The organism is Shewanella sp. Isolate8, assembly GCF_022398495.1.
Lineage (GTDB): Bacteria > Pseudomonadota > Gammaproteobacteria > Enterobacterales > Shewanellaceae > Shewanella > Shewanella aquimarina.
The window spans coordinates 824,921-837,790 of sequence record NZ_JAKEVI010000003.1 but is presented as its reverse complement, the minus strand read 5'-3'; the positions used below and the strand labels follow the sequence as shown (position 1 = coordinate 837,790).

The following is a 12,870-nucleotide window of genomic DNA, read 5'->3' as shown; positions in this document are numbered from 1 at the left end:
ATTCTTGATATTGGAGCCTGAGATGCAACGCAATCTGATGTTGGGCCTTGGATTACTGCTGCTGGGCAATGTGTTTACCGCCCTCTACGATGTGTCGATCAAGTGGTTGCCGGCAGAGAGCGACGCGGCGATGTTTCTGCTGCTGCGCCAGGTGATGGCGATTGTGATGATGCTGCCACTCTGGTTTTGCGCCGGACGGCCGAAGACAGCCTTTCTGAAGCTGCATATGATACGGGCCAATAGCGGGGCGATCGGCGGACTCATGCTGATCCTGGGCCTGATGTCCCTGCCACTGGCGACCGTCAGCTCGCTGTTTTACTCCGCCCCCTTGATGATCATCGTCATGGGCATGCTGTTTCTCAAGGAGCGGCTCAGTGGCGATCAGATCTTGGCAAGTATCCTGGGGTTTATCGGCATCCTCATTATTCTCAGGCCGAGCGAGATGAATTTGGCGGCGCTGGCCGTGCTGGTGTCGGCCATCATCTTTGCCGCCAATCAGCTGATGCTCAGGTGGTTGCCAAGCAGTGAGGCGGCGAGTGTTACCCTGATCTGTTACAACCTGTTGAGTCTGCCGCTAGTGATAGGCTTTGCCGCCTGGCAGGGATTCGCGGGCTTTAGTTGGCCCGTATTGGGTATCGCAGTGCTGAGTAATATTTTCCTGCTCGCCTACCAGCTCTTTAGCGTGCTGGCCTATCGTAAGGCTCAGGCGGGAGAGATAGCCATAGCCGAATACAGCGGTCTGCTGTTCTGTGTATTGTTTGGTTGGCTCTGGTTTGACGAATGGCTGGACGCCTTAGGTTGGCTGGGTGCCGCGCTGATTGTGCTGCCCACCATGATTCTGCCTGTGCTGGCGCGAAGATGGCGTAAGGTAAGGCAGGCAGAGCTCGCCTAGGCGTTATGCCGCTTAGGCGAACTAGCTGTTGGGGGTATCGAAGACCTTAATGACCTTACGTACTCCGGCTGTGTTGCGGGTGATATCTACCGCCAGATCGGCCTGTTCACGGCTCACGACGCCGAGAAGAAAGACCTCGCCATTTTCGGTGATCACCTTGATGCGGGTGACATCCAGATCTTTGTCGTTGAGCATACGCGTCTTCACCTTGGTGGTGATCCAGGTGTCGTTGCTGCGGGTGGTAAAGGAGGTCGGGTTACCTATGCGGATCTGATTATGGATCTTACCGCCCAGGTTAAGTTTTTGCACTGTGTTGATCGCCTTGTCCCGCAGCATTGAGCTGGGGGCCTGGCCTATCATCAGCACGTTGCCGTTCATCGCCACACCAGTGATATTGGTTTGGTTCTTAATATCTTCGTGTGCTGCCAGGGCACTGGCGATCTGAAAGTCGGCGTTGGTGTCGTCCAGCTGGGTCGAGAAGCTGCGTTCATCGTTGGCCATCATGGCCCCACCCACTGCGCCGACCATAACGGCCCCGGCGCAGCCTTGTAACAGCAAGAGTACGGCTAGGATTGGGAGCAGTGCTCTCATGCCTGGTCATCCTGCGGGAAGAGGGTGCGGTCTATGTTGTCGCACAGGCAGTGGATCACTAACAGGTGCACTTCCTGAATACGCGCGGTGACATTTGAAGGCACACGTACTTCCACGTCGTTCACGCCCATCAGGCCCGCCATGGCGCCACCATCTTTACCCGTGAGGGCGACTATGGTCATGTCACGGCTCAGCGCTGCTTCCATCGCCTTGATCACGTTGCCAGAGTTGCCACTGGTAGAGATGGCCAGCAAGATGTCGCCAGGTTGACCCAATGCCAAGATCTGCTTAGAGAAGATCTCGTCATAGCTGTAGTCGTTACCTATGGCGGTAATGGTCGAGGTATCGGTAGTCAGGGCTATGGCCGGTAGCGGCGGACGCTCTATCTCATAGCGGTTCAGTAGCTCGGCCGAGAAGTGCTGGGCGTCGCCGGCGCTGCCGCCGTTACCACAGGCTAAGATCTTGTTGCCGCCAAGCAGGCACTGCACCATCATCTCGGCCGCTTTCTCAATAGACTCAGGTAGCGCCTCAGCCGCATCGATCTTGGTCTGGATAGAGTGGGTAAAACTGTCTTTAATACGTTCTAACATGGATTTATCCTTCAAAAATAAAACTGTTTAACAAGCCTTCATTTACCTAGTCGTGGCTGAGTGGAGCACTAAAAGGCGTTGGTGATCCACTGAATGTTATCGCCATCTATGGCCAGGAGATCGAAGCGACACTGCGCATCTATCTGATTGAGCTGCATATAATGGCTTGCCGCTCGATTAAGCCTTGCTATCTTGCCTCGGCTAACTGCCTGTATCGCACCGCCAAACTGTTTCGATTGGCGGTATTTTACCTCAACAAAAATCCATTTGTGACCTTGGCGCATTATGAGGTCAATTTCGCCAAATGGGTAGCGTACGTTTCGTTCGACCAGTTTGAGCCCCTGTTGTTCCAGATAGGCCAGCGCGCGATCTTCCGCCTGCTGCCCCTTGGTGAGGTGCTCGGCATTCGTCATAGGGGTCTCAAATTGCCTCGCTGGTAACGTCCCCAGCTGAGCTGACGGTTAATCGTACCATCGGGTGATACAGAAAGCAGACCGCTGCGACCCGAGTACTGGTAGCCGGGCAAAGCGCGCATCTGGGCCAGCTTGCTCACCAGTTGTAGGGCATCGAAACCCATTACATAGAGGCGCTTCTGGCTGTTGCCCCAGGTCGGCCACAGGCGGGCAACCTCATTGGTCTCGGCGTTAGACTCGAGCAACCAGGGAATGTCGCTGATGGTTAGGTTATTCAGCTCCTGGGCAGCGGCGCGAGACTGGCTCTCGATACGGCTGCGGCTGGTGGTGTATAGCGGCACAGGCTCGGCAAACACGCTGAAGTTGACGTCGATGAAGGGCTTGAGCAGCGGCAGATCTTGGTTGCTGGCGATCATATAGATGGCGTCGATATCGCGGCGAGAGCGGAAGTCGGCCTCGATCTTACTACCCAGCAGTGTCTTGATGCGGGCGATACGCTCCTTACTGTCGATCACTCCGAGAGACTTCTGTACCGTGACTTTCATTTCGTCGCCGCGCTTGTAGTAGTGGATCTCGGCCGCCTCATGGGTCAGCTCCTGCCACTTAGCGTTAAAGGCCTCTGCCATGCGGCGTCCCACGGCGTCGTCGCTGGCCAGTAGCAGCGGCTTCTCTATGCCGTCATTATAGAGTTTCTGCGCGGCATCTAATGCCTCGTCCGTGGGCGAGAGCGCGAAGAAGAAGCGATCATTAGACGGGGTGAAGCTGTCCACATGGTTGAGAAACAGCTGAGGCACCTTAGGCTGTATAGCTGTTTGAGCGAGCGGCTGCGTCTGGCCATCGGCTTGCTGCTCGGCTCTGGCCTCCGCCTGCATCAGACTCTCGACTTCGGATTGCAGCAGCGGGCCTATGATGAAGTCGGCGCCGGCGGCAATCGCTTGCTGCTGGGCAACCTCGGCGCCTTGGGCCGTGTCGAAGAAGTTGACCGAAACCGAGTCGTCTGGATTGGTCAGATAGCTGGAGATGATCCCCTGCTTGACCGTATCGGCAATGGCGGCTCTGGGGCCGGTGAGCGGCAGTAGTACGGCAATATTTTTCGGCTTGTAAGGCTTAGTATTAAGCGCCCGCTCCAGATCCGTCGGCAGCTTCTTGGCCCCAGGATGGCCTAGATTGTCCTGTTGCCAGTTGCCCAGTTGCTGCACCAATAGTTGCGGGTCTATGGCATAATGCTTGGCGATATAGGCCAGCTGCAGCCAACCGGCAAAGGTAGGGTTACTGCTATCCTGGCTAAAGGAGAGTAGTGTCTGTTCGTGCAGGGGCTGCAATATGCCCCAGATCTCGTCGTTAACTTCACTTGCCTCCATGCTCGGCAGGTAATTGGCCAGCAGGGTGAGTTCTTTTGCTTGCTCGATTGGCGATTTGCTCAGCTGAAACAGACGCGCCTTGAGTTGATGGTAGGAAACCATCTGCCAGTTGGCGAGTCGCCACTGGCTGGGATAATTGAGTTGGGCCAAGGCCTGAGCATAGTTGTCGGTCTGCTCCAGTACTCTGGCGCTCAGGTATCTGTGCTCGGCCAGGATCTCAGGCTTGTTGACCAGGCTAGGTTTAACGGCGGCCAGCGTCTTACCGGCATTGCCCGTATCGCCTTGGTTGATAAAGGCGTGAGCCGCCAGCAGCATGAGACGGTTCTTGTGTTCGGCATCTTTGGCCTGCTTGGCATCTGCCAGATACTGTGCAGGGCTTTGGGTGGCATTCACCAAAGAAACTTGGCTGCTGGTTTCTTTCACTGGGGTTGGCGCCGTGGCACAACCGAATAACACTGTGGCCAACACAGCGGCGGAGATTAATTTAGTTGTATTCAGTCTTTTTAACACAGGACTTCACTCTGGTAAGATGCTGGCTGTAGTTTAACCTTCTCTTACGCCTGACGAAAGTCTTGTGACAATCATTACAGAGGTAGATATGGACCTGTCGGTCGCACTTTACATAGTTCCTACGCCAATCGGTAACCTTGGCGACATCAGCAGCCGCGCCCTGGAGGTATTGAATCAGGTCTCCCTTATCGCCTGTGAGGACACACGCCATAGCGGTAAGTTGCTGAGCCATTTCGGTATCGAGACCCGCAAGACGGCGCTGCATGATCACAACGAACGTGACCGTGCCCAAGGAATCATCCAGAAGCTGGCCGCAGGCGAGTCGGTGGCCCTGATCTCCGATGCCGGAACGCCGCTTATCTCAGATCCCGGCTATCATCTGGTGTCTCAGGTACGTGAAGCTGGTTTCAATGTGGTGCCTTTGCCTGGCCCCTGCGCCGCGATCACCGCGCTGAGCGCCTCGGGCTTACCGTCGGATCGCTTCTCATTCGAGGGTTTCCTGCCCGCCAAGGAGAAGGGACGTATCGATAAGCTGACCGAGCTAAAAGAGGACCCTCGCACCTTGATCTTCTACGAGTCACCCCATCGTATCCTTCATAGCCTCACCTCTATCGTGACAGCATTGGGAGCCGATCGTCAGGTGGTGATGGCCCGTGAAGTCACCAAGACCTTCGAGACCTTCCTCTCTGGCACTGCAGCCGAGGTGCTGGCGACCGTGAGTGAGGATCCCAATCAGCAGAAAGGCGAGATAGTGCTCATGTGTCATGGGCACCGCACCGACGAAGATGCAGGTGTGCCAGCTCCGGCGCTGGAGACACTTAAGTTGCTGAGTCAGGAGTTGCCGCTGAAGAAGGCCGCGGCGCTGGCAGCCCAGATCCATGGGTTGAAGAAGAACGCCCTCTATAAGATGGGTCTCGAACTGGATCTCTAGTCGTGTGCTTAGGCCAATATAAGGTGGTGCGCCGCGGCGCATTAGGCTATAATCCGCGCCGAGTTGGCCAGACAGTTGCTGCGTTCGCAAGAACGGGGAGGAAAGTCCGGGCTTCAAAGAGCAGGGTACCAGGTAACGCCTGGGCGGTGTGAACCGACGACAAGTGCAGCAGAGAGGAGACCGCCAATCTTCGGATTGGTAAGGGTGAAAGGGTGCGGTAAGAGCGCACCGGGCGGCTGGTAACAGTCCGTTGCAAGGTAAACTCTACCCGAAGCAAGACCAAATAGGGTCCCGTATGGCGCTGCTCGCGTTGGGACCGGGTAGGTCGCTTGAGCCTGTGAGCGATTGCAGGCCTAGATGAATAACTGTCCACGACAGGACCCGGCTTATCGGCCAACTCAACCTCTTTATTTGAAAGGCCTCACAGCGATGTGAGGCCTTTTGCTTTTATGAGCCATTAGGGCTGAGTCCCGTCTTTAGAATTCGCGGGCTGTTGATTTAGTACGGAATATTCATCTCCTGATACATGGCGGGATCTAGGTAGGCTGGTTTGGCATGCCATTTGGTATAGATGGTGTCTAGCTTTCCTTGCAGGAGCATTGCGGCGAAAAGCTGATTGAATTGCCTAACGGTTTGGTGAGTGACGTATTCTTTGTTGAAGGCGATGCTGTAGTAGATTTGGCGGTCAGCGCTGAAGAAGTTGAGATCTTTCAGGCCTATTTTGGCGGCATAGAAATATCCTCCCTCCCGGTTAGCATAGTATGCGTGAAAGCGCTTTTTTTGCAGCATCTTAAGGGGGAGTTCATTACCCCTGACATACACCTCTGTATCGAAAGGGATCAGCTTAGCATCGAGCAGCTTTTGCTTTTGTAGGTTAAGAGAGCGGGCGGTATTTGATGGTCCGTAGACACCCACAGTACTCTTGGCGAGTTGGCTAAGCTCGGTAATAGGATAGGACTTGAGGGAGAAGAAACCGTACTCTGTTTGTACCAGTGGTACAGAGAACCACATGGTCTTAGCGCGATCAGGATTCCAGGCTAAGAAGCGTGCCGGCACCTCACCTGTGTCGAATAAGAACTGGGCGCGTCGATTGGGACGAATTGATACCTCACAGGGTCCCGCCCACTCCTTGCAGACCTGCTCGACCAGTTCGACCAAAATTCCCTGTGCTTTTCCCGATTGGCTGAGGTAGCTGTGTGGCGCAAACTCGTGAAACAGGACTTGAAGTGGTTCAGCATTCGCCTTGGTGACAGGACAAAATAGTAGTTGAACTAGAAGCAGTAATTGTATGCAGCGGTTTTTCATTGGCACCCGACCCTCTCATCGGCAAGGTAGAGATAAGTATAGGCGCCTCATGTTTTGACTGCGTATAAATTAGTGTTGTCGTTAAAACCGGCTCCTGACCTGGAAGCGCCACTCCCAACTGTTGACCTCTTCGCCGCTGGTAAAGGGCAGGGTCAGGTCGATGTGGGCCACGTGGCCATAGCTGGAGCGAGAGGAGTAGATACGGGCGCCTATGCCTATGCTGCCGATGGGGCCCGAAGTCTCATTGTCTTGATCCGGACCGCCGCTGGCCTGGCCGATGTCGGTAAAGACAGCCCAGCCTAGTTCGGCCAGTTGATACAGGTTGATGTTGGGATAGTTTCTGATCTCGGCGCTTATCAGCCATTGATTGTCACCATGCTGATAGTCGTTGGGATAGCCGCGCACGCCCGTGCTGTCGCCTAGGGCGAAGGGGGCATCTAAATAGTTATTTTGCGAGGTGCTTAGGCGCACCTTGGAGTAGGCAGTCCACTTGGGATTGATCTGGTAGAAATACTCGGCGGTGGCGTTGACCTTAAAGTAGTCTGGCTGGCTGGTGGCAAATACCCCCTCACCGTCCAAGCTCAGCAGGATCAGCTGGTCATCGCCCTGATAGCCACGGGACGAATACCAGTTGAGGTGGTAGCCCAAGGGATCGCTGCCGGTCGTGTCCTGGGTTTCCAGGCCGAGTTTGATATAGTGTTGCCAGCCCAGGTTGATATCTTCGTTATAGTTGATCAGATAGACGTTATTGAGCACCTTGTAGTCGTCTTCGATAAATTGATAGGCGACCCAGGGATAGAGGTAGTCCCTGTCCTTCGGCAGCTCGCTGGTGGGAAATTGCGGAATATTGGTGAAGCTGTGTTTGTCCTGGGTTACCCCGACTATGATGCGCGAGCGCCAGTCTTCGACCTTATTCAGGCGCCAGCCATACTGGGCATTAGCGTATTCCACCTTGTGTTCAAACTCATTCACGTCGAAGCCGTTTTGCTTGATGGTGTCGGTGCGTAAGTCATCGATAAAGGTGCCCGAATACATGTTTTGGGTATCGAGCCTGTAGAAAGGCTTGGTAAAGTCCAGGTAAGTGGCCTGGCCGTCGCTGTTATCGTAAAAGTTTGCCGTGAGGGTCGAGTGTTTCACCCACCAGTCGGTGGGGACACGAAAGGCCAGCTGATAGCCGGTACGATCGACACTGGACTTATATTTCAGACGGGTGCGCACTCCAAGCCCCAGCAGGTTATCTTCTTTGATGCCGATAGAGAAGGTATTCTCGCCGCCGCTGTGGCCGGCGCTAAAGGTGGGCAGCAATGACCAGTTGTCCCAGGTCTCCACCAGTATGGTGTCGCCCTCCTCAGTCTCTTCTGGACTGGCATCGGGATCGCGCTGGGTAACGCTGATTCGGGCGTCGCGAATATAGGGTTCCTGGCGCAGGATGCGTTGGGCCTCGTCGAGATCTTTCTGCGATACTTTATCCTGCTCGTCGAAACTGAGCTTGCTGAGCACGGTCGATTCCCGCGTGTTGATATGTAGGTAATTGGCCCAGCGATGGATAAAGAAGGCGTCGGGATCCGACTCGTCGAAGATGGCGTTGCTCACCACCACTATCTTGTTGATCGGCTTCTTATCGTTGTGCCTTGCCTCTTTGTCGAGGCGAGTTTCGTCATCTGTGCTCTGTTGTGTGCTTGCCGCTTGCTGTAACTCTGTTGTTTGCTGTGGGTCGGCCACGCAGAGGCCGCTCGCCAATAGGCAGCTAAGCAGCAGAGAGTAGCGCGCACCAGTCAGCATAGCGATCATCCTTATCTTTGCTTTTATCGTTAAGGAGAACTCTGGGGATTAAAAAGTAGACACAATTTAATAACACACCCGCAACACCAAATAGTCAAGCGGCGAAGATAAAATAAGATGATGATTTTACTTGCGCAAATCCTGATGCAGGCCCGGAAGCCGCATCAGGACTTGATTGGTCAATTAGAGGGTACGACGGGGCGGCACGGCGACGTTGGCAAAGATGAGACCGGCGATGAGTGACATGAAGATCAGGAAGATCTGCGTGCCAATATGCGACTGGTTGAGCATGGTCTCGCCGAGGATCAGGGTGTTGAGACCGATATAGGTCTTACTGCCGGGAACCAGGATCACTATCCCTTGTAGCAATGCGATGGAGGCGGGCGATTTCATCCAGCGGGCATAGAGGTTGGAGTAGATCCCCACCGCCAGGGCGCCGAAGAAGATACCGATAGATTCGCCTAGGTAGATGCCGGCCAGCATGGCCGAGAAGAAGGCGACGATACCGGCAAAAATGCCCCAGGGAGAGTCTTTCAGCCTGGCCTTGAAGATAATTACCAGCGCGGTGGACAGCAGAGGCACGGCCGACCAGATGGCCCAACGCGGCAGCGGCTCTGGCTCGAAATAGATGGCTTCGCCAAACATGGCGTTGCCTATTACCATGCCGAAAATGGCGCCGAAATAGAGTTTAAACAGCAACATGGAGGCATCCATGATGCGCGCCGTACCCGAGATAAGATCTCGCGCCGACAGCTCGGCCAGCCCCAGGGTGAGCGCCAGCCCGGGGATAAAGACAATGATGCCCGAGAGGATCACCACAGGGATATTGATATAGGGGTCGAAGTAGGCGATGCCGCAGGCGGCGATGGCGCACAAGATGGCGGCCAGGGGTTCCAGGGTCTCGGCTATGCGCTTGGAGTGCTCGGCGCGGTAGACCAGACCATAGACCATGAAGCCGAGTATCGCCGACCAGAAGACGTCGTTCCAGCTGGTACCCATCAACATGGCAAAGGCGCCGGCGGAGCAGCCGAAGGCCAGCAGGGTCAGCAGGGGACCATAGGGATTGGGCTTGTTGGCGATCTCCTCCAGGCGTTCCAGTGCCTCGGTCAGGGTGCGCTTGCCAGACAGTACCTCTTCCACCAACTCGTCGGTACGGGCCAGGGAGCCCAGATCCATCTCGCCAGGCTTAACGCGAGCCATATGGTTGTATTCCTGATCTGTGTCGTGTTGCAACACAAAGGTCATGGAGGTCGGTGAGATGAGAAAGTAGCCTTCGATGCCTAAGACTTTAGAGATCGATTGCAGATGGGCCTCTAGACGGTAGGCAGGGGTACCAAACTTGTGCAGGGCCTTACCTAATTTTATGATAAACCTGCGTTTTTCAAGAAACTCTGCGTTATCCAATTGTACAGTCCATGATGGTGAAATCTGGGGGTGATGCTCAAGCGAGCGCATCTTAACCTATCTTGTACCAAAAAGGTTAATGGCTTGGGAATTTTTTTAAATTCGGGTTAAGTTAGCCAAGGATAGAATCTACCAGCGCGTTTCGCTGGTTTGTTAGGGCCTTATTTAGGGCTTTTATTTGTCGGTGTTAAAGACTGACTGCCATAAGTTGGTGTCATTAAGGATAGAGATATGTCGGTAAGCGTTTCGGGATTTTATATTGCTCTCACGGCCATCATGGCGGTGTTTTTTACCTATCGCGTGGTGCGCCTCAGGCGCGGACTCAAGATAGGCCTGGGCTCAGGTGGCAGTGACGACCTACGCCTGGCGAATCGGGTACATGCCAACCTCATTGAGAACGCCCCAATCGCGCTCCTCTTGTTGCTGGTGGCCGAACTCAACGGCCTGGCGCCGGTTTATCTACACGGGGCGGGCACCCTATGGCTGGTGGCGCGCATCTTACATGCTATCGGTCTGACTCAGGGGCGTGGCGGCTATCACTTCGGTCGTTTCTGGGGCGTGTTGCTTAGCTGGCTGGTGATACTGGCCCTGGCGGTGGTGAATCTGTTTTATTTCATCTTGGCATAGAAAATCGCCATCATTGCTGTTTTTTTGTTCACACCTGAGCGGGTTTCGCTGTTATACTCCGCCTCCTTTTAGTGGTCGTCACGCCGAGCCGCATGGCGACTACACTTACTCTTTGGTTTGAAAGTTAGGCAGTATCATACATGCAGGTCGAATCCACACTCTTTTCCCATCCCAAGTATCTGGGCCGCAATGAGAAACCGGCGCCCTTCTTGCCCATGTCGCGCAAGGAGATGGCCAAGCTGGGCTGGGATAGTTGTGACATTATTATCGTCACGGGTGACGCCTATGTGGATCATCCCAGCTTCGGGATGGCGGTGATTGGCCGCATGCTGGAGGCCCAGGGCTTCAGGGTGGGCATCATCTCTCAGCCAGACTGGTCGAGCAAAGAAGACTTCATGAAGCTGGGTAAGCCCAACCTCTACTTCGGGGTGACCGCGGGTAACATGGATTCGATGATCAACCGCTACACCGCCGAGCGCCGTCTGCGTCATGACGATGCCTATACGGCCGGTAACGTGGGCGGTAAGCGTCCGGATCGTGCCGTCACCGTCTACACCCAGCGCTGTAAGGAAGCCTTTAAGCAGGTGCCCGTGGTCATTGGCGGCATAGAGGCCAGCCTGCGCCGCATCGCCCACTATGACTATTGGTCGGATAAGGTGCGCCGCTCGGTGATCTTAGACGCCAAGGCCGATATCTTGGTTTACGGCAACGCCGAGCGTCCGCTGGTGGAGCTATCTCATCGCCTCGCGGCGGGTGAAGATGTACGTGACATTCATGACGTGCGCGGCACCACAGTGATACGTAAAGAGCCTATGCCAGGCTGGAAGGGGATGGATTCACGCAAGCTGGATCAGCTGCATAAGATAGATCCTATCCCCAACCCCTATGGTGCCGATGACGTAGGCTGCCAAAACCTCTCGGGCCCAAGTGACGTTAAGGTGTTCGACAACGACGCACCTAAAGCGATCTCCGTGCAGCCGCCAAGGCCCAAGCCCTGGGAGAAGACCTATGTGCTGCTGCCAAGCTTCGAGAAGGTCGCCGGGGATAAATACCTCTACGCCCACGCCTCGCGCATTTTGCACCAGGAACAGAACCCGGGTTGTGCCCGCGCCCTGTTCCAGCCCCACGGCGAGCGCGCCATCTGGGTCAATCCACCGGCCTGGCCGCTCAACACCGACGAGATGGATGGGGTATTCGATCTCGCCTACAAGCGGGTGCCGCATCCCGTCTATGGTAACGACAAGATCCCTGCCTATGACATGATCAAGACCTCGATCAACATCATGCGGGGCTGTTTCGGTGGCTGCTCCTTCTGCTCCATTACCGAGCATGAGGGTCGCATCATCCAGAGCCGCTCGCAGGACTCGATCATCAAAGAGATCAAGGACATTCAGGAAAAGGTGCCTGGCTTTACCGGGGTGATCTCCGATCTTGGCGGCCCGACCGCCAACATGTACCGCCTGGGCTGTACCTCGGTGAAGGCCGAGAGCACCTGTCGTCGACTCTCCTGCGTGTTCCCCTCTATCTGTGGTCACCTGGATACAGACCATCAGGCGACGATCGATCTCTACCGCGCCGCCCGCGACGTGCCGGGGATCAAGAAGGTGCTTATCGCCTCGGGGGTGCGTTACGACCTGGCGACCGAAGATCCCCGCTATGTGAAGGAGCTGGCCAGCCACCATGTGGGCGGCTACCTGAAGATCGCCCCCGAGCATACTGAAGAGGGCCCGCTGAACAAGATGATGAAGCCGGGCATGGGGACCTATCACAAGTTTAAGGAGCTGTTCGATAAGTATTCCGCCGAGGCGGGCAAGAAGCAGTATCTTATCCCTTACTTCATCTCGGCCCATCCGGGCACCACAGATGAGGATATGGTGAACCTGGCGCTCTGGCTCAAGGGCGAGAAGTTTAAGCTGGATCAGGTGCAGAACTTCTATCCGTCGCCAATGGCCAACGCGACCACCATCTATCACACCGAGCTTAACTCGCTTAAAAACGTTAAGCACAGCAGTGAGACGGTCGAGGTGCCAAAGGGCGGGCGTCAGCGTAAGCTGCACAAGGCGCTGCTGCGTTATCACGACCCGGCCGGTTGGCCTATGATCCGCGAAGCCCTGATCAAGATGGGTAAGGAACACCTTATCGGTGGCGGTGCTAACTGCCTGGTGCCGGCGGAAACCCGCCAGGAGCGCCAGGGCTATCGCGCCAAGGGCGCTAAGACGCCGGCGGGTAAGAAGGCGGTGACCCGCTTCAGCGCCAATCAGTTTGACGAGCGTAAGGGCAATGGCCAAGGCAAGTCTCAAGCTAAGCCCGGTGCTAAGTCTGGCGCTAAGGGCAAGCCGAGCGGTCAGGCGGCAGGTAAGGGCGGTTCGGGGAAAGGTGATTCGGGCAAGGGCGGCTGGAGTAAGCCCGGCAAGCGTCCGGCGAAGAACGCCTGGGGAACCACGCCTAAGCATCAACGCTAAAC

The 12,870-nt window shown here is 55.5% G+C and carries 11 protein-coding genes and 1 other RNA gene; 5 read left to right on the top strand and 7 right to left on the bottom strand.

The features are described 5' to 3' along the window. The first annotated feature begins 22 nt into the window (after positions 1 to 22). Positions 23 to 892 (top strand): DMT family transporter, encoded by an 870-nt coding sequence (locus L1D43_RS16145; RefSeq protein ID WP_239853164.1) that lies wholly within the window; start codon positions 23 to 25, stop codon positions 890 to 892. Between the two features lie 21 nt (positions 893 to 913). Here the strand turns inward: L1D43_RS16145 and L1D43_RS16140 are convergent, their stop codons facing one another. From L1D43_RS16140 to L1D43_RS16125, 4 genes are all read right to left on the bottom strand, one after another. Beyond that, positions 914 to 1,483: a BON domain-containing protein gene (locus L1D43_RS16140; RefSeq protein WP_041511783.1), complete on the bottom strand. Its 570-nt coding sequence runs from the start codon at positions 1,481 to 1,483 to the stop codon at positions 914 to 916. Beyond that, a complete protein-coding gene (locus tag L1D43_RS16135; RefSeq protein ID WP_033540410.1) occupies positions 1,480 to 2,073 on the bottom strand; it encodes a phosphoheptose isomerase in 594 nt (197 codons plus the stop codon). The genes L1D43_RS16140 and L1D43_RS16135 overlap by 4 nt, the downstream gene beginning before the upstream one ends. A 68-nt stretch (positions 2,074 to 2,141) precedes the next feature. Beyond that, positions 2,142 to 2,486 carry a YraN family protein gene (locus L1D43_RS16130; protein ID WP_239853163.1) on the bottom strand — a complete coding sequence of 115 codons (345 nt, stop codon included), beginning with the start codon at positions 2,484 to 2,486 and terminating at the stop codon, positions 2,142 to 2,144. Beyond that, entirely contained in the window at positions 2,483 to 4,357 is a 1,875-nt protein-coding gene (locus L1D43_RS16125) for a penicillin-binding protein activator (RefSeq protein WP_239853162.1), read from the bottom strand. The genes L1D43_RS16130 and L1D43_RS16125 overlap by 4 nt, the downstream gene beginning before the upstream one ends. A gap of 88 nt (positions 4,358 to 4,445) precedes the next feature. Between L1D43_RS16125 and rsmI the strand changes: the two genes are divergently transcribed. Together rsmI and rnpB are read left to right on the top strand one after the other, a co-directional pair. Beyond that, positions 4,446 to 5,288, top strand: coding sequence for a 16S rRNA (cytidine(1402)-2'-O)-methyltransferase (gene rsmI / locus L1D43_RS16120; protein ID WP_239853265.1), 843 nt, complete (start codon positions 4,446 to 4,448; stop codon positions 5,286 to 5,288). A gap of 59 nt (positions 5,289 to 5,347) precedes the next feature. Then, an RNA gene (rnpB, locus tag L1D43_RS16115) (RNase P RNA component class A) lies at positions 5,348 to 5,693 on the top strand. A gap of 93 nt (positions 5,694 to 5,786) precedes the next feature. On the opposite strand, the gene L1D43_RS16110 is transcribed toward rnpB, so the two are convergent. From L1D43_RS16110 to L1D43_RS16100, 3 genes are all read right to left on the bottom strand, one after another. Next, on the bottom strand, positions 5,787 to 6,593 hold the full coding sequence (locus tag L1D43_RS16110; RefSeq protein ID WP_239853160.1) for a transporter substrate-binding domain-containing protein: 807 nt from the start codon (positions 6,591 to 6,593) through the stop codon (positions 5,787 to 5,789). A gap of 81 nt (positions 6,594 to 6,674) precedes the next feature. Beyond that, entirely contained in the window at positions 6,675 to 8,375 is a 1,701-nt protein-coding gene (locus L1D43_RS16105) for a ShlB/FhaC/HecB family hemolysin secretion/activation protein (RefSeq protein WP_239853159.1), read from the bottom strand. 183 nt (positions 8,376 to 8,558) lie between these two features. Beyond that, positions 8,559 to 9,779 (bottom strand): threonine/serine exporter family protein, encoded by a 1,221-nt coding sequence (locus tag L1D43_RS16100; protein WP_041511790.1) that lies wholly within the window; start codon positions 9,777 to 9,779, stop codon positions 8,559 to 8,561. A 231-nt stretch (positions 9,780 to 10,010) separates the two neighbouring features. Here L1D43_RS16100 and L1D43_RS16095 point away from each other — a divergent pair, with 231 nt between their 5' ends. Together L1D43_RS16095 and L1D43_RS16090 are read left to right on the top strand one after the other, a co-directional pair. Further along, positions 10,011 to 10,406, top strand: a complete 396-nt coding sequence (locus L1D43_RS16095) for an MAPEG family protein (protein WP_239853157.1) — start codon at positions 10,011 to 10,013, stop codon at positions 10,404 to 10,406. Positions 10,407 to 10,546: 140 nt separating this feature from the next. Then, complete coding sequence (locus L1D43_RS16090; RefSeq protein WP_239853155.1) at positions 10,547 to 12,868, top strand: YgiQ family radical SAM protein; 2,322 nt, start codon at positions 10,547 to 10,549, stop codon at positions 12,866 to 12,868. Positions 12,869 to 12,870 lie beyond the last annotated feature (2 nt).

Bases quoted from the DNA above. Each gene is read 5' to 3' on its own strand.
- L1D43_RS16145 (WP_239853164.1), top strand. From the start codon at position 23: ATGCAACGCAATCTGATGTTGGGCCTTGGATTACTGCTGCTGGGCAAT.
- L1D43_RS16105 (WP_239853159.1), bottom strand. From the start codon at position 8,375: ATGCTGACTGGTGCGCGCTACTCTCTGCTGCTTAGCTGCCTATTGGCG.
- rsmI (WP_239853265.1), top strand. From the start codon at position 4,446: ATGGACCTGTCGGTCGCACTTTACATAGTTCCTACGCCAATCGGTAAC.
- L1D43_RS16135 (WP_033540410.1), bottom strand. From the start codon at position 2,073: ATGTTAGAACGTATTAAAGACAGTTTTACCCACTCTATCCAGACCAAG.
- L1D43_RS16140 (WP_041511783.1), bottom strand. From the start codon at position 1,483: ATGAGAGCACTGCTCCCAATCCTAGCCGTACTCTTGCTGTTACAAGGC.
- L1D43_RS16110 (WP_239853160.1), bottom strand. From the start codon at position 6,593: ATGAAAAACCGCTGCATACAATTACTGCTTCTAGTTCAACTACTATTT.
- L1D43_RS16130 (WP_239853163.1), bottom strand. From the start codon at position 2,486: ATGACGAATGCCGAGCACCTCACCAAGGGGCAGCAGGCGGAAGATCGC.
- L1D43_RS16090 (WP_239853155.1), top strand. From the start codon at position 10,547: ATGCAGGTCGAATCCACACTCTTTTCCCATCCCAAGTATCTGGGCCGC.
- L1D43_RS16095 (WP_239853157.1), top strand. From the start codon at position 10,011: ATGTCGGTAAGCGTTTCGGGATTTTATATTGCTCTCACGGCCATCATG.